Source organism: Geodermatophilus sp. URMC 62, from assembly GCF_052931475.1.
The window spans coordinates 1,788,651-1,806,508 of record NZ_JBRFHY010000001.1; the positions used below are offsets into that span (position 1 = coordinate 1,788,651).

Below are 17,858 nucleotides of genomic sequence, written 5' to 3' on the forward strand. Positions count from 1 at the left end.
TCCCGACGGCTCCACTACTCTCGGGTAGGCGTCGCGTACGGACCGACTTCCCACCCGTCCCGGTCCGGATGCCGAGGACCGCCTGGGCGGGTCCCGGCGTGCGGCGGCAGGGGGAGAGAGACGCGTGCACCGAACCGACCAGGTCAGCCTGCCGGCGCCGCCGGACCTGCTCGACAGCGTCCCGGACGCCGTCTGCCGGCTCGACGCCGAGTGGCGCTTCACCTGGGTGAACGCCGCCCTGGCCCAGCTGCTGCAGCGGCCGCCGGAGCGCCTCCTCGGCCGGCTGGTGCGCGACTGCTTCCCCGACGTCCTCGGCTCGGCGCTGCAGAAGCACGTGCACGCGGTGCTCGCCGACGGCCGGCCGCGGGCGTTCGAGTACCTCTACGCGCCGCACGACCGGTGGTTCGAGGTCCGCGCCTCCGCCGACGCGCAGGGCGGCGTGGTGGTCTTCCTGCGCGACGTCGACTCCCGCCACCGCGCCCACGTCGCGCAGACCCGCGAGCTCCAGCAGACCGCCGCCGTCCTCGACGCCCTGCCCTCGCCGACCGTGCTGGTCGACGAGGAGGGGCGGATCCGCACCGCCAACCGCATCTGGGCGGGCAACACCGACCTGGTGCGGCAGAGCGGCTGGGAGCCCGCGCAGGTGGGGGACGACTACCTCGCCCGTGTCTCGCAGGGGCTCGATCCCGCCGACCTCGCGCGCGTCACCGAGGGGCTCGACCAGCTGCGCGCCCGGTCAGCCGGCGAGGCCCCGCGCACCTTCGCCCACGACTACGCCCACGACCTGGCCGGGACCACCACGTGGTGGCGGCTGCAGGCCGCGCGCGTCGACGACACCAGGCAGCTGGTCATCACCCACACCGACATCACCGAGCGGGCCCTCGTCGAGCAGCGGCTGGCCTGGCAGGCGACGCACGACGACCTCACCGGCCTGCCCAACCGGGTGCGCCTGCTGGAGCTCATCGGCGAGGCGCTGGCCGACGAGAGCTCCCGCACCGCGCTGCTCTTCCTCGACCTCGACGGCTTCAAGACCGTCAACGACTCGCTCGGTCACGGCGTCGGCGACGAGCTGCTGCGCCAGGTCGGCGCCCGGCTGATCACCCAGATCCGTCCCGGGGACGCCGTCGGCCGGCTCGGCGGCGACCAGTTCGTCATCCTCGCCCGCTCCTGCGACACCCCCGAGGCGGCGGCGCTGGCCTTCCGCCTGCAGCGCTCCTTCGGCCGGCCCTTCACCGCCGGCGGCCTGTCGGTGCCGGTGTCGGCGAGCATCGGCGTCGCCGTCTCGCAGCCGGGCCTGCAGCACGCCCACCAGCTGCTCAGCGACGCCGACGCCGCCGGGTACGCGGCCAAGGCCGCCGGGCGCGACCGCGTGCACCTGTTCTCCCCCGGCCTGCGCGACGCCGCCCGCTGGCGGATGGACGTCGCCACCCGCCTGCGCGACGGCGCCCTGGACCAGTTCGTCGTCCACTACCAGCCGGTGGTGCGGCTGGACACCGGCGAGGTCGAGGGCGTGGAGGCGCTGCTGCGCTGGCAGCACCCCGAGCGGGGCCTGCTCGCGCCCGACGCGTTCCTCTCCGTCGCCGAGGAGACCGGCCAGCTCATCCCGATCACCCGCTGGCTGCTGCGCGAGACGACCCGCCAGGCCGCCGAGTGGGCCGCCCAGGGACTGCCGCTGCGCATGGCGGTCAACATCAGCGCCCGCCACTTCTCGGCCGAGACGCTGGTGCGCGACGTCCGGACGGCGCTGCGCGACTCCGGCCTCGCCCCCGAGCAGCTCATGCTCGAGCTCACCGAGACCACCGTGGCCGAGGACCCGACCCGCGCCGAGGACCAGCTCGCCGTCCTGCGCGGCTTCGGCGTGCGGGTGGCGATCGACGACTTCGGCACCGGGTGGTCCTCACTGGCCCAGCTCATGGCGCTGCCGATCGGGACGCTCAAGATCGACCGCTCCCTGATCACCGCGGCCGAGCGGCTGGCCACCGCGGGCACCGGAGCCGTGCTCGGCGCCATCGTCGAGCTCGCGCACAGCCTGGGCATCCGGTCGGTGGCCGAGGGCGTGGAGACCGCCGAGCACCTGCGGATGGTCCGCGAGGCCGGCTGCGACCTCGCCCAGGGCTACCTGCTGGCCCGCCCGATGGCATCGGGCGACGTTCCCCGCTGGGCCGACCGCGTCCGGGCCGGCGGCGGAGACTCCTGCGCGCTCGCCCTCGCCGGGCAGCTGCCCTGAGGCGGGGCGGGTGACCGGCCCGGGACGCCGTCGCGGCGTCCGCCGGGCGACGTCACCCGCCGGGCCGCCGGCACCCCTGCCCGCCGGACCGCCCGCTGCCGACCCCGCTGTCGATCCCGCTGTCGATCCCGTCGGCGATCCGGCGGGCGGCGCCGACGCGGGCCCCGGTCCCGGAGCCCCTCCCGCCGCGGTCACGGGCCCGGGACCGAACAGGCAGACTGCCCCCGTGACCGAGACCAGCGGTGCGGCAGTCCTGGCGTCCCCCGACGAGCTCGACGGCCGCGGCCGGCCGGCGCTGGACCTGCTCATCTGGGATGCGCCGAACATCGACATGACCCTGTCGACGGTCATCGGCGCCCGCCCCACCGCCGCCTCCCGGCCGCGCTTCGACGCGATCGCCGCCTGGTTCGTCGACGGCGCCGGCGACCCCGGCGCGCCCGACGCCCCGGAGGTCGAGGCGTGCGTGTTCGCCAACATCCCGCCGGTGGTCGGCTCGCTGCAGCGCTGGGTCGAGGCGCTGCGCGGCTTCGGGTTCGCCGTCTTCGCGCGGCCGAAGTCCCAGCCCGACGACGACATCGACCAGGCGATGCTCGACCACATCGAGGTGCGCACGCACAGCCACCGGCTGCGGCGGCTGGTCGTCTTCTCCGGGGACGGCCGCAACTTCGCCGAGCCGCTGGAGGAGCTGGCCCGGTCGGGCACCCAGGTCGTCGTCGTGGCCTTCAGCGAGGTCGCCGGTTACGCCATCAGCTCCGACCTGCTGGAGTTCATCGACATCGAGGACGTGCCCGGGGCCTTCGCCGCCCCGCTGGACCGCGTGCGGCTCGACGCGCTCCCGCCCGACGGCGCGTGGCTGCGGCCCACCCGGAGCCTGCGCGACTTCGTCTCGTCCTGGACCGCCCGCCGCAACGCCTGAGGACCCGCCGCGGCGGGGTGCGCCCGGCCGGCTCGTCACCCGGACGGGGGAGGGCCGGTTGCGTCGCGCTCAGTGCGCCGGTCCGCGGCGCCGATGGGTCGCCGTGGCCATCTCCCTCCTGGACCGCGAGACCGCGGGCCGGCGCGACCGCCGGGCAGCCGACCGTCCCGGACCGGTGGTGGCCGCCGACGACCCCGAGGTCGTCGCCGAGCTGGGCCGCCGTGCCCGCTCGTCGGGCATCGTGCTCACGGTCACGGCGATGATCGTCCTGCCCGCCTGGGCGCCTCTCGACCTCTACCTCGAGCCGGAGCGCGCCGGCCTGTTCATCCCCGTCCGCCTGCTCGCCCTCGTGCCGATGGCCGTGGCCCTCTGGGTGCTGGTGACCCGGCCGCTGGGCCGCAGCCGGCCGGAGCTGGTCACCACGGTCCTGGTGCTCGGCGCCGTCCAGGTCGACGTGTCGTGGATGCTCGCGCAGGTCGACCACCCCGTCGCCTACGCACTCGGTCTGGCCCCTGCCCTGTTCGGCGCTGGGGGAGTGCTCTCCGGCCGGGCCCAGTGGACCCTCGGGCTGAGCGCGGCCACCTGGGTCGCGCTCGTCGTCGCCGCGCTCGTCGCGGCGAACGACCTCCCCGGCGACGAGGTGGTCACCGTGGCCGTGCACCTGGCCACCGCCACGGTGATCGCCTGCATCATGCACGCCGTCCGCCAGAAGCTGTCGGTGCAGGAGGTGCGCACCACCGTCGGGCTGCACCGCGAGCAGGACCGCACCCGCCTGCTCCTGGCCCGCCTCGAGCGGCTCTCGGAGGAGGACCCGCTCACCGGGCTGGCCAACCGCCGCCGCTGGGACGCCGAGCTCGACGCCGCCTGCGCCGTCTCCCGCCGGTCGGGGCAGTCGGTCGCCGTCGTCCTGGTCGACCTCGACCGGTTCAAGCAGGTCAACGACCGCCACGGCCACGCCGGCGGCGACACCGCCCTGCGCGCGATCGCCGACCTGCTGCGCGCCGCCGTCCGCACCGGGGACGTCGTGGCCCGGCTGGGCGGCGACGAGCTCGCCGTCCTGCTGCCCGGCGGCCCCGAGGAGCGCGCGATCGCGCTCGCCGAGCAGGTCCGGCTGGCCACCCTCGCCCTGCGGCTGCCCGGGTTCGAGCCCGGCGAGCTGACCGTCTCCCTCGGCGTCGCGGCGGCCGGCGGGCCCGACGCCGCGCCCGCCGTCCTCACCGCCCGCGCCGACGACTGCCTCTACGCCGCCAAGGAGACCCGCAACGCCGTCGGCACCACCGCCCGCCTCAGCGCCTGACCGCCCGTCCCGCGACGCGCCCGGACGGCGGTGTCCCTCCCCGGCCACCGGGGAAGGGACCGGTCACGGCGACACCGGCGAGGAGGGGCCATGGCGGTCTGCGAGGTCTGCGGCAACGACTACGACATGAGCTTCGAGGTGGTGGCGCAGGGCGCCCGGCACACCTTCGACAGCTTCGAGTGCGCCATCCACCGCATGGCCCCGGTGTGCGAGCACTGCGGCGTGACCGTGATCGGCCACGGGGTGGTGGTCGAGGGGCGGTTCTACTGCTGCGCGCACTGCGCCCGCGCCGAGCACGACGGCGCGGCGGTCGCCGACCACGCCTGAGGGCCCCCGCCCGACCGCTCAGCCGCCCCCGCGCAGCGCCTGCACGGCCGCGGCGATCCGGCGCTGCCGGGTCTCGGCGGCCTTGGCGCCCTCGACGGCCAGCACGTGCCGCTGCCGGTGGCTGTAGGGGAGTGCCGCGAACGCCCGGCCGGCCTGCGGGTCGTCGGCCAGGGCCGCGGCCAGGTCGGCGGGGACGACGACCTCGCGCGGCTCGGTGTCCAGCGCCAGCTCCACGTCGACCCCGTCGCCGGCCGACACGCCGGCCGCCGCCCGGTTCTCCGCGCTGAGCGGCACCACGAACGACCCGCCGCGCGAGGCGACGGTGCTGCGGTAGGTGTGGCCGTTCAGCGTCACGGAGACCGCGGGACGGCGCCCGGCGCCCAGGGCCTCCACCACCGCGTCGGGGACGGGCAGGCCGGTGGCCGACCTGCCGTGGAGCTCGACCGTCGTCCGGAACCTCATGGCCGGGCAGTGTGCCGCGCCCGCGCGGGAGGGGCCAGCGGCCTCACCCGGTCAGTCGCGCGGCGCCTCGGGCGCCCGCGGGGCGGGGACCTGGTCGCTGAAGCCCTCGATCGGCTCGAGCCCCGAGGGCAGCCGGGACCACACGTGCTTGCGGCCGGGCCGGCGCTCCCAGCCGTAGTCGACCGACAGCTGCGCCACCAGGTGCAGACCCATCCCGCCCAGGGAGGGGTCGCGGTCGACGGCCGGCACCGGCGGCCGGTCGGGCGCCTCGTCGCTGAGATCGAGCAGCCAGCCTGCCGGGCTGGCCACCACGAGTGCCCGGACGTCGCCGCCGCCGTGCCGCAGCGCGTTGGACGCCAGCTCCTCGAACACCAGCAGCAACCCGTCCCGGGCGTCGTCGGTCGACGACGAGCTCACCGAGGGGTGGGCGATCCGGGCGCGCAGGTCCGAGCGGACCCGTGAGACGACGTGCATGGCCTCCAGCTGCCAGTGCCAGACGTCACCGGGCACGGACGGAACCGGGACACACGGCCATGTCTCCCGGCCCATCGCCACCCCTCGCGTCCGCTCCGCGGTCCCTCGATCCGTGTCCATCCTGACCGAAACCCGCAGCGGCTGCAGCAGCGGTCCCCCGACCGGCCCCGCGCGCCGGCCCGCGCCGGGCACAATGCACCCGTGGAGGCCCTGTGGCGCGCGCTCAGCCGGGTTCAGCTCGCCGACCGCGAGCTCGCTGACGTCCTCGGGGAGGTGACCCGGCTGGCCGCCGGACACGTGCCCGGCGCGGAGTCGACGTCGATCACCCTCCTCCGCGGCGACACGCCGACGACGGCGGCCCACCACGGCGAGATGGCGCCGGCCGCCGACGAGCTGCAGTACGAGCGCGGCTACGGGCCCTGCCTGGACGCCGCGCGGGCCGGCGTCCAGATCCGCATCGACGACATGCACACCGAGCAGCGCTGGCCCGACTACACCGCGCGGGTCGTCGCGGTCGGCGCCCGCAGCTCGCTGTCCACCCCGCTGCCCTACCAGGGCAGCTCGATCGGGGCGCTCAACATGTACTCGACCCGGCCGGCCGCCTTCTCCTCCGCGTCCTCGACCGGGGCGGCCCGCGAGGTCGCCGAGGTGGTCGCCGTCGCCGTCGCCAACGCCGACGCGCACGCCCAGCTGACCGATCACGCACGGAACATGCAGCTGGCGATGGAGTCACGGGCGGTCATCGAGCAGGCCAAGGGGGTGCTCATGGCGCAGCGGCACGTCGACGCCGAGGGCGCCTTCGACCTGCTGCGCGCCGCCTCGCAGCGCTACAACCGCAAGCTGCGCGACATCGCCACGGGCATCGTGGCCTCCACGCAGCAGCCCCCGCGCTGAGCCGGCTCAGCCCACCGTCGCGGCGAGCGCGGCCAGCCGGCCGACCAGGAACTCCACGGCGGCCGGGCTGTCGACGGTCTCGGCGACGTCGACCGCCGTTGGGGAGTCCGACACCGACCGCCGGTCGACCAGCGTCTGCCCGCGCCCGGCGCCCCGGGTGGTGTCGACGACGACGTCGCGGCGGACAGTGCCCAGCGTGCCGGGCACGATCGCCTCGGTGAGCGCCAGGGCGTCGTGGACGACGACACCGGTCGTGCCGTAGGAGGACCGCGTGTGGTCGAGGTACTGCTGCAGGATCGCCGCCGCGGTGGCCCCGACCGGCCCGGCCGCGGCGACGCGGGCGATGCCGTCCTCGTCGAGCACCGTGGGCAGCGTGACGTCGAGGCCGACCAGCACGGTCGGGACCGTCGAGCCGAGCACCCGCGCGGCGGCCTCCGGGTCGGCCCACACGTTGAACTCCGCGGCCGCGGTCACGTTGCCGCCGCGGGCGGCCGAGCCGCCCATGAGCACCAGCCGGCCGATCCGCGCCGCCGCCTCGGGGTAGGTGGCCAGCAGCAGCGCGATGTTGGTCCACGGGCCGATCGCGGCCACCGTCACCGGGCTCGGCGCGGCCAGGAGCAGCTCGGCCAGCGCGACGACGGCCAGCCGCGGGTCGACCGCGGCGGGGGAGGGCGGCAGCTGCACCCCGCCGAGGCCGGTGGTCCCGTGCACGTGACCGGCCCGCTCGGGCTGGGGGTACACCAGCGACTCGGCGGCGCCGGCGGCCACGGGGACGTCGGAGCGGCCGGCGAGGTGCAGCACCCGCAGCGCGTTCTCCGTCGTCTGCGGCAGCTCGACGTTGCCGTGCACGGTGGTGACCAGGCGCAGGTCCACCTCGGGGCTGGCCAGCGCGAGGAGGATCGCGAGCGCGTCGTCGATGCCGGGGTCGGTGTCGATCACCAGGGGCAGCGGCGGGGACGTCGCCGGGGGGACGGTCACCCGGCCATCCTCCCAAGCAGGGGTCAGCCGACCGGGGCGTGCTCCCGTTCCCGGGCCGCGGCGCGGCGGCGCGGCACCGCGGTGACCAGGTAGAGCACCAGCCCGACGGCCAGCAGGACGCCGGCGAAGCCCCAGGTCCGCGCCTCCTGCTGCCAGAACAGCAGGAGGCAGGAGGCGATGCCGAGCACCGGGACGACGGCGGGCACGCGGAAGTGCGGCGCCGCCACGCGGTCGCGGCGCAGCACGAGCACGGCGGTGTTCGTGCTGAGGAAGACGACCAGCAGCAGGAGCACCACCGTGTTGGCCAGCGTGGCCAGGTCACCGGCGAGGGCCAGGCCCATCGCGACCGCGGTGGTGACCGCGATGGCCACCCACGGGGTGCGCCGGCGGGGGAGCACCCGGCCGAGGACGGCGGGCAGCAGGTGCTGCTCGGCCAGCCCGTAGGCCATGCGGCTGGCCATGATCATGGTGAGCAGCGCGCCGTTGGCGACGGCGACGAGGGCGACCGCGCTGAACAGCCGGTCGGGGATGCCGGCGTCGGCGGCGCGGACCACCTCGAGCAGCGGCCCGGTGGAGCCGGCCAGCTCGTCGGGCGGCAGCACCACCGCCGCGGCCAGGCCGACCAGCACGTACACCACGCCCGCCGTGAGCAGCGCCCCGAACAGCGCCCGCGGGTAGACCCGCCGCACGTCGCGCACCTCCTCGGCGACGTTGGCCGAGGTCTCGAACCCGACGAAGGAGTAGTAGGCCAGCAGGGCCGCCGAGAGCACCGCCGTCGCCGCCGACACCCCCGGCGGGAACTCCAGCGCGCGGCCGGGGTCGCCGTCCCCGCGGCCGAGGACCACCGCGCCGAGGACGACCACGAGCACCAGCCCGGAGGTCTCGACCAGCGTCATCACGAGGTTGGCGCGCAGCGACTCCTGGATCCCGCGGGCGTTGAGCAGTGCCACCGCGAGCAGGAAGACCAGCGCGGCCGGTGCGGCGGGCACGTCGAGGAAGACCCCGAGGTAGTCGCCGGCGAAGGCCAGCGCCAGCCCGGCCGCGCTGGTCACGCCCGCGGCGAGCATGCAGAAGCCGACGAGGAAGGCGACCAGCGGCGAGCGGAACGCCCGCTCGGCGAAGAGCGCGGACCCGCCGGCGCGCGGGTACTTCGTCACCAGCTCGGCGTAGGAGCCCGCCGTCAGCAGGGCCAGCACCAGCGCCGCCAGCAGCGGTACCCAGATGGCGCCCCCGACCTCCCCGGCCACCTCCCCGACCAGCGCGTACACGCCGGCGCCCAGGACGTCGCCGAGGATGAACAGGTACAGCAGCGGGCCGGTGACGGCGCGGCGCAGCCGGGTGTCGGGGTCGGTCCCGTCGGGCGCTGCGGAGCCGGCCGGGGAGGTCGCTGGGGAGGTCGCTGGGGAGGTCGCCGGGGAGGTCTCCGGGGAGGTCTCCGGGGAGGTCTCCGGGGAGGTCTCCGGGGAGGTCGAGGCGCCCTCGGTGGGCTGGTCGTTCACCTCCCGAGTCTGGGCAGGCCCGCAACGGCCCGGCAACCGGGACGGCGGGTGCCGCGGGACGGCGGCGCGCGCCGCGACGGCCCGCGGCGGCTGCGACGACCTCCCGGACACGGCGCGACACGCGGGCGCGCCGGGTCGTGTCGCGGCGTGACCGCAGGCCCCCGGAGAGGGCTCCACGCTCGGGGGCCACCGGCTTGTCGACAAGTGCTCGGCGGCAGCGCCGGGTCGCCGAAGCGCTGGTCAGGGGCCTGCAACGGTTCCGTCACGGGCGCTCGGAGGAGTGTCCCGGAGTGCCGTCCGGAGGTCCCGTCGTCCCTACCTTTCTCCTCGTCCGCGGCACCTTCCCCGGCCGCGGACACAGACCCCAGGAGGACGGCATGGCGATCGACCGGGCACCCGCTCCGTCGTCGGCGACCCTGCCGGACGACCTGACGCTGGCGGCCCTCCTCGGCCTGCTCGACGGGGCCGAGGAGCTGCCGCGCCGACGGCGCCCCCGCCGGGCGGTCGCGACCCGCTCGCCCGGCGCGGCCCGCGCCCTGCGGCCGCTGCCGGTGGCGCGCCCGGTGCCGTCCCCACGGCCCCGGCCGGCGGCTCCTGCGGCCGCACCGGCCGCACCCGCGGTCCCGGCCACCCCACCGCCGGTCTCCGGTGCGAGCGGGGCCGTCCCCGGCTCGCGGCTGCGGGCACGGCTGCGCGCCGCCACCCGGCGCCTGGCGCTGTGGGGCGCCGGCCCCGACGGCGCGCACCTGGCCTGGGGCCGCCCCGCCCACCCGGCGCCGGCGTCCCCGGACGGCCCGGCGCCGGCGTCCGCCGACGGCCCGGTCGTGCTCATCGAGCTGCCCAGCACCCCCACGGTCCGGCCCGCGGCGTCCTCCCCCGCCGCGGCGCTCCCTCCCGCCGGCGTCGTCCGGCGGGTGTCGCCTCCCCGCACCGGCGGGTCCGGTCCGGGGCTGGCCCCCGCCGGCTGGCCCGCGCGGCCGGCGGCCGCCGAGGCGCGGGCCGGCCCACCCGCGGTGTCCGGGTCGGCGCGGGCCCGGGGCGACCCGGTGCCCGTGGTGGCCCGGGGTTCTCCCCGGCCACCGCCCGCCCCCGACTGACCCGCAGCGCGCCCCCTCCCCGGGGACGCCGTCCGACGCCTCGCCGACGAGGTCGACGGGCCCGGCCATCACTTCCCCCTCGGGTGGCCGGGACCGCCGGTCCGGTCCGTGCGCAGCTCTCCACCTCCCGGCCGCTCGCGGCCGCCCCTGGCCCTCCCCGCGGCACCTCGCCGCCGACAGACCTCTCCGCACGACGGTTCTCGCCTCGACCTCCGCCGACTGCTCCGCACCCAGGACAGCGCGCGGTCCCTCCAGGGAGGCGCAGACGGCACGGTGCGGTACGGCCTGGCGGCAGCGGCAGCCGCCGGAGGCGACCCCCAGGCCCTGCCGGTGCCCGGGGAGGGACGTCCCTCCCCCGGTCTCCGACCGGCACGACCTGGCCAGACCGGGCGCCGAGGGACCGGTGCCGGCCCTCGCGGGCCGCGCCCGAGGTGCAGCGCGCCGTCGACCGGCCGCGGTCCGCCTGGCCCGGCGCCGCCGGCACCGGCACCGGCGACGACGGTGTGTCCCGCTCCGGCGGGCGCCGCGCGTCACGACCTTCGACGGGCGCTCCCGACGAGCCCGCTCCGGCACCGCCGCCGGAGCCGGGCCGCCGGGGGCGCCCGTCCGGCGTCCCCGGACCCGCCGGGAGGCGTCCCCGCGCACCCCGTTCCGGTGTCGACTCGGGCACACCGGGTGGAACCACGCCCGCCGACGTGAGACAAAGGACGGAACCCGCCGCCCCCGCACGAGATGAGCCCGCCCCGCGTGACCGTCCCCGAGCAGCGTCCGGGGACGCCGGGGGAGGCGTCCGCCGGGCGGCTGCCGACCCTCCCCGACGACCCCGAGGTCAGCCGGCTGCGCTTCAAGCTGGCCATCGACGCCGCCGGCATCGGCAGCTTCGACTGGGACCTGACCACCGGCAGGCTCGCCTGGGACGACCAGCTCCAGGAGATGTTCGGCTTCCGCGCGGGCGAGTTCGCCGAGACGATCCAGGCCTTCGCCGCGCGGATCCACCCCGACGACCGCGAGCGCACGCTGCAGGCGCTGCAGGAGGCGATCGACACCTGCGGCGAGTACTCCGCGGAGTTCCGGGCGGTGCTGCCCTCCGGGGAGATCCGCTGGGTGCAGGGCCGGGGCCGGGCGCTCGCCGACGCCTCGGGCGTGGCCGCGCGGCTGCTCGGCGCCGGCATCGACACCACCGTGGTCCGCGAGGGCGAGGCCCGCGTCTCCCGGGTGCTGGAGACGATGCGCTCGGCGTTCTTCGCCCTCGACCAGGAGTGGCGCTTCACCTACGTCAACGCCGAGGCCGAGCGGGTGCTGCACCGCTCCCGCGAGGAGCTGCTGGGCGGGGTCGTCTGGGAGCTGTTCCCGGCCGCCGTCGGCAGCGACTTCGAGGTCAACTACCGCGGTGCGGTGGAGGCCGGCGAGGAGCGGGTGTTCGAGGCCCACTACCCGGTGCCGCTCGACGCCTGGTACGAGGTGCGCGCCTGGCCCGGCCCCGACGGGCTGTCGGTGTACTTCCTCGACGTCACCGAGCGCCGGGCGGCCGAGCAGCGCGCCCGTGACGGTGCCGCGCGCCTGTCCCTGCTGGCCGAGGTGAGCGCGCTGATGTCGCCGTCGCTCGACTCGCCCGTCGCCGAGGAGGCGGCCCTGCAGCGGGTGGCCGAGTCCGTCGTCCCGGTGCTGGGCGACTGGGTGGTCATGACGCTGTCGAGCGGCCAGGACGGCCGGATGCACGACGTCGCCAACTGGCACCGCGACCCGGCGCTGCGCGCGGCCGCCGCCACCTACGCGCGCCTGCGGCTGTCCTCCGTCCCACCGGACGCCCCGGTGCTGCGGGCCCTGGAGTCCGGGCAGCTGCTCACCGTGCCCGACGTCCGGGCGGTCATCCGGCCGACGCTGCCCGAGGGCGAGGTGCGGGAGGCCTTCGACGCGCTGGCGCCCCGCTCGGCGCTGACCCTGCCGCTGCTCGCCCGCGGGCGCACGCTCGGCGCGCTGAGCCTCTACCGCGGCGAGGACCGCCCGGTCGCCGGGCCCGAGGACGTCGCCACGGCCCGCGAGGTCGCCGACCGGGTGGCGCTGGCGCTGGACAACGCCCGGCTGTTCGGCCAGCAGCGCCGGCTGGCCGAGGCGCTGCAGCGCAGCATGCTCACCGCGCCGCCGCAGCCCGACCACGCCGAGATCGTCGTGCGCTACCAGCCGGCCGTGGAGGTCGCCCAGGTCGGCGGCGACTGGTACGACGCCTTCCTGCAGCCCGACGGCGCGACGGTGCTGGTGATCGGCGACGTCGTCGGCCACGACATCGAGGCCGCCGCGAGCATGGGCCAGCTGCGCGGCATGCTCCGCGGCATCGCCTACCGCGGCGACACGCCGCCCGACGCCGTCCTCACCGAGCTCGACGCCGCCGTCGGCGCGCTGGGGCTGCACACGATGGCCACCGCAGTGGTCGCCCGCGTGGAGCAGACGCCGGAGCAGCGCGCGGCCGGCCTGACCACGCTGCGCTGGTCCAACGCCGGCCACCCGCCGCCACTGCTGCTCACGCCGTCGGGCGAGGTGCGGACGCTGGGGGGCGGCCGCGGGGAGCTGATGCTCGGCGTCCACCCCGAGGCGCGGCGGACGTCGTCGCAGGTGGAGGTGCACCGCGGCTCGACGCTGCTGCTCTACACCGACGGGCTGGTCGAGGGCCGCGACCTGCTCCTCGACGAGGGCACCGAGCTGCTGCGGACGGCGCTGGTCCAGCTCGCCGACCTGCCGCTGGAGCGGCTCTGCGGCGCCCTGGTCACCCGGCTGCGCCCCGAGGGCCTGCAGGACGACGTCGCCCTGGTCGCCATCCGCCTGCACCCGCAGTAGCAGGAGGACCACCCCTCCCCCCACCCTCCGCAGGCTCAGGGCTGGTGCCTGGAGGGTGGCCGTTCCAGCACGTCACCCGGCTCGGGGCGGTCAGTGACGGGGGAGGACCGCCCAGACGGTCTTGGCGTCGCCGTCGACGTACCAGCCGTGCGCCGTGGACAGCTCGGCGATGAGGTGGAGGCCCAGGCCACCCTCGCTGGGGTCGCGGTCGACGGCCGGGGTCGGCGGGGTGGCCGCGTCGCCGTCGGAGACGGCGACGAGGAACGCGTCGCCGGTGCGGCGGACGGCGGCCTGCACGCGACCGCCGCCGTGGCGCAGCGCGTTGGAGGCCATCTCGTCGAGCACCAGCAGCAGCCGGTCGCGCAGGTCGGCCGTGCCCTCGGCGTCCAGGCGGAGCCGCACCTCGTGCCGCACGCGGGGCAGTTCGGTGACCTCGGAGAGCTGCCAGGACATGCCGTCCCACGCCGGAGGAGGGGACGCCGCGGGCCAGCCGAGCCCGGCCCGTCCGCGTCCCACCCCGTGACTCCTCGTGCGTCGAGCCCGCACCGGGGGCTGGATGTCGAACACCTGCGTATGACTCGGCAGACCCCGCCGCAAACCTGACTGCGAGCCGGGTCACAGGCGGCCGACGGCCGGTCCTCAGCCGGCCAGCGCGGTCAGGTGCTCCCGGACGACGGACGGGTCGCGCATGACCGGGCCCATGACGGCGACCCCGTGTGCGCCGGCGGCGAGCAGTGCAGGGACGTCGGCGGGGGTCACGCCGCCCAGCGCCAGCACCGGTGGGGCACCCGGGACGAGCGCGGCCAGCCCCCCGGTACCCAGCGCCGGGCCGTACCCGGGCTTGGACGCGGTCGGCGCGAACGGCGACAGCGTCACCCAGTCGCAGCCCTCGTCGGCGGCCCGCGCCACCTCGGCGGCCGAGTGGCAGGACCGGCCCACCAGCGGGGGGCGCACGGCCGGGAACGGGTCGGCGGCCCTCAGGTGCACCGCGGTGCCCTCCGGCGCCCCGGCCGCGCCGCCCCACACCAGCAGCCCGCCCACCGGGTCGAGCACCGCCCGCAGCCCGGCGGCCAGCGCCCGCCGCTCGGCGGGGGGCAGGTCGCGGTCGCGCAGCCACACCGCGCGGGCGCCGGCGTCCACCGCGGCGGCGACCACCTCGGTCAGCGGCCCGGCGGCCTGCGTCCGGTCGGTGACGACGAGCAGCCGCGGCGGCCTCACAGCTCCGGCAGGCCGTCGAAGGAGGTCGACGCCTCGGCGTGCCAGCGGCGCGGGATCCGGCCGGCCAGCAACGCCTGCCGCCCGCCCTCCACGGCCTGCCGCATGGCCAGCGCCATGCGCTCGGGGTTGCGGGCGCGGGTCACCGCCGAGGCCAGCAGGACGGCGTCGCAGCCGAGCTCCATCGCCAGCGCGGCGTCCGACGCGGTGCCGATGCCGGCGTCGAGCACCACCGGCACGGACACCGCCTCCCGCAGCAGCGCGACGTTGTGCGGGTTGCGGATGCCCAGCCCGCTGCCGATCGGCGAGCCCAGCGGCATCACCGCGGCGCACCCGGCGTCGGCCAGCCGGCGGCCGAGCACGGGGTCGTCGGTGGTGTAGGCGAGCACGGTGAAGCCCTCGGCCACCAGCTGCTCGGCGGCGTCGAGCAGCTCCACGGCGTCGGGCAGCAGCGTGCGCTCGTCGCCGATCACCTCGAGCTTCACCCAGTCGGTGCCGAACGCCTCGCGGCCCAGCCGGGCGGTGCGCACCGCCTCCCGCGCGGTCATGCAGCCGGCGGTGTTGGGCAGCAGCCGCACGCCGCAGCGGTCGAGCACGTCCGTCATCGAGCCGCCGGCCGACGCCTCGACGCGGCGCAGCGCCACCGTCACCAGCTGGGTGCCCGAGGCGCGCACCGCGGCCTCCAGCGCCTCGAGGCTGGGCACGCCGCCGGTGCCCAGCAGCAGCCGGGAGGTGAAGGTCTGCCCGGCGATGACGAACGGGTCGGCGGCCTCCTCGCGCTCGAGTGCGGGCGCGAGCTCCGATCGGCCCCCGTGCAGGGGCCCGCCGCGAGCCTGCGAGTGGTGGGGGGCACGGGGGTCCTTCAGCATCTAGCCTCCTGCGGTCGGGGCCAGCACCTCGACGGCGTCGCCGGGTGCCAGCGCGGTCTGCGCCCAGCTGCTGCGCGGGACGACGTCGCCGTTGCGCGCGACGGCCACCCGGTCGTGGCCGGGCGCCCGCTGGGCCACGAGGTCGGCCACGGTCGCGCCGTCGGCCAGCTCGGCCGGGGCGCCGTTGACGGTCAGCTCCACTCAGTCCCTCCGGAACCGCTCGGCGGAGAAGGCGGCGGCCACCTCGGGCAGCGCGCCGCCGGCCAGCAGGTCGGCGACGGCGTCGGCGGTCACCGGGGTGAGCAGCACGCCGTTGCGGTGGTGGCCGGTGGCCAGCACCAGCCCGGGCAGGGCCGAGGCGCCCAGCAGCGGCGCGTTGTCCGGCGTCCCGGGCCGCCAGCGGGCCAGCGTCTCGGTCAGCTCCAGCTCGGTGATGCCGGGGACGACGTCGATCGCGTCGTGCAGCAGGTCGTGCACCCCGCCGGCGGTGACCGCGGGATCGAAGCCGCGGTCCTCGGTGGTGGCGCCGACGACGAGCCGGTCGCCGCCGTAGGGCACGAGGTAGACCTGCCGGCCCCGCACCAGCGCCCGCACCGTGCCGTCGAGCAGCCCGTCGGCACCGGCCAGCCGCAGGATCTGCCCCTTCACCGGCCGCACCGGCAGCGGCGGGACGCCGGGCAGCTGCCCGCTGCGGGCGCCGAGCGCCAGCACGACCTGCCCGGCCGGCAGGGTCGTCCCGCCCGCCAGCCGCAGCCCGGCCGCGCGGCCGCCGTCCACCACGAGCTCCTCGACCCGGTCGCGCACCAGCTCGACGCCGGTCGCCTCCGCGGCGGCGAGCAGGGCGGCGTGGACGGCGCGGCCGTCGACGGAGTGGTCGCCGGACACCAGCAGCCCGCCGCGCACCCGCGGGGTCAGCGACGGCTCGCGGCGGCGGGCGGCGCGCGGGGTCAGGCGCTCGGCGGCCAGCCCGAGTTCGAGCTGGAAGGCGTGCAGGGCGTCGAGCGCGCGGACGTCGTCCTCGTCGAACCCGACCACCAGCGTGCCGGCGGTCCGCAGCCCCACGGGCCGGCCGGCGGCGGCCTCGAGCTCGGCGGCGAAGGACGGCCAGCGCTGCAGCGAGGCCAGGCCGAGGAGCAGCAGCGGCTCCTCGCGGTAGCCGGCCTCGGTGACCGGCGCGAGCATCCCGGCCGCGGCGGCCGAGGCGCCGGTGCCGGGCGCGTCGTCGACCACGGTCACCGACAGCCCCCGGCGGGCGGCCTGCCAGGCGACCGCCAGCCCGATCAGCCCGCCCCCCGCGACGGCGACGTCGGTCACCGCCGCCGGCTCCCGAGCACCAGCGGCAGGGTGAGGACGACGGCGACCGCCAGCCCGACCAGCGACGCCGACCAGCCGTTGGCCGGGTCGATGCCCAGGTCGGCCTGCCGCGCCGTCCACCACGCCGTCCAGCCCGCGCCCGGGCCGGGGAGGTACGTGGGCAGGGTGAGCTGGTAGGCGACGAAGCCGGCCAGCCACGGCAGGAGCAGCAGCGGGCGGGCGGGCGCGGTCCCGGAGGTGTCCCAGCCGCCGCGCGGGGTGGTCCAGTAGGCCACGATCAGCACACCGGCCAGCGGCACGAACACCGCGCCGATGAGGAACAGGAACGGCTCGTAGGCGGTGACGTCGAAGGTCAGCGCGAGCAGCGTGGCGAGCACGCCGACGCCCAGGGCGAGCACCCGCCGGTCGAGCCGGGCGACGACGTTCTGCGCCGACACCGCCGTCGAGTAGAGGTTGGCGAAGGCCTCGTCGAGCTCGACGGCCACCAGCACGAGCACCGCCACCGCGCCCAGCGGCACGGCGAGCAGCGCGTCGATGACGTCGAGGCCGGAGCTGCCGTAGGCGGCCAGCGCGAGCACGCCGAGCACGAACATGAGCACGGTGGCCAGGCCGTAGCCGACCGCCGAGCCGACGCCGGCGGCGCGGGCGCTGCGCGCGTGGCGGGTGTAGTCGGCGGCCAGCGGCAGCCAGGAGACCGGCAGCGCGACGACGATGTCGGCGGCGGTCCAGAACGACGTCGCCCCGCCGCCCTCGATCGGCGGCAGCGGCTCGCGCAGCACCCCGACGAACAGGTAGGCGACGGCGGCCAGCGCGGCCCAGACGGCGTAGCGGGCCAGCACCCGGACGACGCCGAGGGGTTTGAGCGCCATCGCGGTGGCCAGCACCCCGGCGGCGACGACGAACGGCCAGCGCGGCGCGTCGAGCACCCGGGCGGCGGCCTCGGCGATGACGACGATCTCGAAGGTCGCCCAGCCGACGCACTGCACGAGGTTGAACGCCGTCGGCAGCCAGGAGGTGCGCCGGCCGAGCAGCCCGCGCAGCAGCACCATCCCGGGCACGCTCTCCCGCGCCCCGGCGGCGGCGACCAGGCCCAGCAGTGCCGACCCGATCGCCGCGCCGACGACGACGGCGGCTCCCGTGACCCACAGCGACCGTCCCGGCAGGACGACGAAGACCGCGGCCACGGGCAGCAGCACGCTGACGCCGAGGTTGGCCCACAGGCCCAGATTGGCCCCGAACCCGAGCGTGCGCAGCGGCGCCTGGTCGAGGGTGAGGGGCGCGTCGGTGCTGGTCGCGGAGGCTGAGGCTCGGACGTCGGTGCTCACGGCTGCTCCCTACGCCGGCATTACCCGGTCAGGTTCCAGCGGTCGGCGGCGCGCTCAGCCGCCCTCTCAGCCCGGTCGCCCCGAGCTCCCGCACATGGCGGGGCCCACTGTAGGCCCGGCGTAGGGTCGCCC

The 17,858-nt window shown here is 77.2% G+C and carries 17 protein-coding genes; 7 read left to right on the forward strand and 10 right to left on the reverse strand.

Annotated features, from left to right (window positions below):
• Positions 1-124 precede the first annotated feature (124 nt).
• From ACU616_RS08525 to ACU616_RS08540, 4 genes are all read left to right on the forward strand, one after another.
• A complete protein-coding gene (locus tag ACU616_RS08525) occupies positions 125-2,227 on the forward strand; it encodes a putative bifunctional diguanylate cyclase/phosphodiesterase (RefSeq protein WP_446758040.1) in 2,103 nt (700 codons plus the stop codon).
• A 226-nt stretch (positions 2,228-2,453) separates the two neighbouring features.
• Complete coding sequence (locus tag ACU616_RS08530; protein ID WP_446758041.1) at positions 2,454-3,143, forward strand: NYN domain-containing protein; 690 nt, start codon at positions 2,454-2,456, stop codon at positions 3,141-3,143.
• Between the two features lie 103 nt (positions 3,144-3,246).
• A complete protein-coding gene (locus ACU616_RS08535; protein ID WP_446758042.1) occupies positions 3,247-4,440 on the forward strand; it encodes a diguanylate cyclase in 1,194 nt (397 codons plus the stop codon).
• 90 nt (positions 4,441-4,530) lie between these two features.
• The gene (locus ACU616_RS08540; protein ID WP_446758043.1) at positions 4,531-4,767 is read left to right on the forward strand and encodes a hypothetical protein; all 237 of its coding nucleotides are present in this window, start codon (positions 4,531-4,533) and stop codon (positions 4,765-4,767) included.
• Between the two features lie 18 nt (positions 4,768-4,785).
• On the opposite strand, the gene ACU616_RS08545 is transcribed toward ACU616_RS08540, so the two are convergent.
• Together ACU616_RS08545 and ACU616_RS08550 are read right to left on the reverse strand one after the other, a co-directional pair.
• The gene (locus ACU616_RS08545; RefSeq protein WP_446758044.1) at positions 4,786-5,229 is read right to left on the reverse strand and encodes a YdeI/OmpD-associated family protein; all 444 of its coding nucleotides are present in this window, start codon (positions 5,227-5,229) and stop codon (positions 4,786-4,788) included.
• Between the two features lie 51 nt (positions 5,230-5,280).
• Positions 5,281-5,739, reverse strand: coding sequence for an ATP-binding protein (locus ACU616_RS08550; RefSeq protein ID WP_446758045.1), 459 nt, complete (start codon positions 5,737-5,739; stop codon positions 5,281-5,283).
• A gap of 165 nt (positions 5,740-5,904) precedes the next feature.
• Here ACU616_RS08550 and ACU616_RS08555 point away from each other — a divergent pair, with 165 nt between their 5' ends.
• Positions 5,905-6,597: a GAF and ANTAR domain-containing protein gene (locus ACU616_RS08555; protein ID WP_446758046.1), complete on the forward strand. Its 693-nt coding sequence runs from the start codon at positions 5,905-5,907 to the stop codon at positions 6,595-6,597.
• Between the two features lie 6 nt (positions 6,598-6,603).
• Here the strand turns inward: ACU616_RS08555 and ACU616_RS08560 are convergent, their stop codons facing one another.
• Together ACU616_RS08560 and ACU616_RS08565 are read right to left on the reverse strand one after the other, a co-directional pair.
• Positions 6,604-7,575: a nucleoside hydrolase gene (locus ACU616_RS08560; protein ID WP_446758047.1), complete on the reverse strand. Its 972-nt coding sequence runs from the start codon at positions 7,573-7,575 to the stop codon at positions 6,604-6,606.
• Positions 7,576-7,598: 23 nt separating this feature from the next.
• Entirely contained in the window at positions 7,599-9,074 is a 1,476-nt protein-coding gene (locus tag ACU616_RS08565; protein ID WP_446758048.1) for an amino acid permease, read from the reverse strand.
• Between the two features lie 377 nt (positions 9,075-9,451).
• On the opposite strand from ACU616_RS08565, the gene ACU616_RS08570 reads away from it, so the two are divergent.
• Together ACU616_RS08570 and ACU616_RS08575 are read left to right on the forward strand one after the other, a co-directional pair.
• Positions 9,452-10,171: a hypothetical protein gene (locus ACU616_RS08570; protein ID WP_446758049.1), complete on the forward strand. Its 720-nt coding sequence runs from the start codon at positions 9,452-9,454 to the stop codon at positions 10,169-10,171.
• A 747-nt stretch (positions 10,172-10,918) separates the two neighbouring features.
• A complete protein-coding gene (locus ACU616_RS08575) occupies positions 10,919-13,003 on the forward strand; it encodes a SpoIIE family protein phosphatase (RefSeq protein WP_446758050.1) in 2,085 nt (694 codons plus the stop codon).
• A gap of 90 nt (positions 13,004-13,093) precedes the next feature.
• On the opposite strand, the gene ACU616_RS08580 is transcribed toward ACU616_RS08575, so the two are convergent.
• The 6 genes from ACU616_RS08580 to ACU616_RS08605 all read right to left on the reverse strand — a co-directional run bounded on the left by ACU616_RS08580 (position 13,094) and on the right by ACU616_RS08605 (position 17,726).
• Complete coding sequence (locus ACU616_RS08580) at positions 13,094-13,519, reverse strand: ATP-binding protein (protein WP_446758051.1); 426 nt, start codon at positions 13,517-13,519, stop codon at positions 13,094-13,096.
• Positions 13,520-13,642: 123 nt separating this feature from the next.
• Complete coding sequence (locus tag ACU616_RS08585; protein ID WP_446758052.1) at positions 13,643-14,221, reverse strand: thiamine phosphate synthase; 579 nt, start codon at positions 14,219-14,221, stop codon at positions 13,643-13,645.
• Positions 14,218-15,087 carry a thiazole synthase gene (locus ACU616_RS08590; RefSeq protein WP_446758053.1) on the reverse strand — a complete coding sequence of 290 codons (870 nt, stop codon included), beginning with the start codon at positions 15,085-15,087 and terminating at the stop codon, positions 14,218-14,220. Before ACU616_RS08590 ends, ACU616_RS08585 begins: the two co-directional genes overlap by 4 nt.
• Positions 15,088-15,288, reverse strand: coding sequence for a sulfur carrier protein ThiS (gene thiS / locus ACU616_RS08595; protein WP_446758054.1), 201 nt, complete (start codon positions 15,286-15,288; stop codon positions 15,088-15,090).
• Positions 15,289-16,401: a glycine oxidase ThiO gene (thiO, locus tag ACU616_RS08600; protein WP_446758055.1), complete on the reverse strand. Its 1,113-nt coding sequence runs from the start codon at positions 16,399-16,401 to the stop codon at positions 15,289-15,291.
• On the reverse strand, positions 16,398-17,726 hold the full coding sequence (locus ACU616_RS08605; protein WP_446758056.1) for a purine-cytosine permease family protein: 1,329 nt from the start codon (positions 17,724-17,726) through the stop codon (positions 16,398-16,400). Before ACU616_RS08605 ends, thiO begins: the two co-directional genes overlap by 4 nt.
• Positions 17,727-17,858 lie beyond the last annotated feature (132 nt).

What these genes read in the sequence shown, in the direction of transcription:
- ACU616_RS08540 (WP_446758043.1), top strand. Translation starts at nt 4,531, where the DNA reads ATGGCGGTCTGCGAGGTCTGCGGCAACGACTACGACATGAGCTTCGAG.
- ACU616_RS08545 (WP_446758044.1), bottom strand. Translation starts at nt 5,229, where the DNA reads ATGAGGTTCCGGACGACGGTCGAGCTCCACGGCAGGTCGGCCACCGGC.
- ACU616_RS08570 (WP_446758049.1), top strand. Translation starts at nt 9,452, where the DNA reads ATGGCGATCGACCGGGCACCCGCTCCGTCGTCGGCGACCCTGCCGGAC.
- ACU616_RS08590 (WP_446758053.1), bottom strand. Translation starts at nt 15,087, where the DNA reads ATGCTGAAGGACCCCCGTGCCCCCCACCACTCGCAGGCTCGCGGCGGG.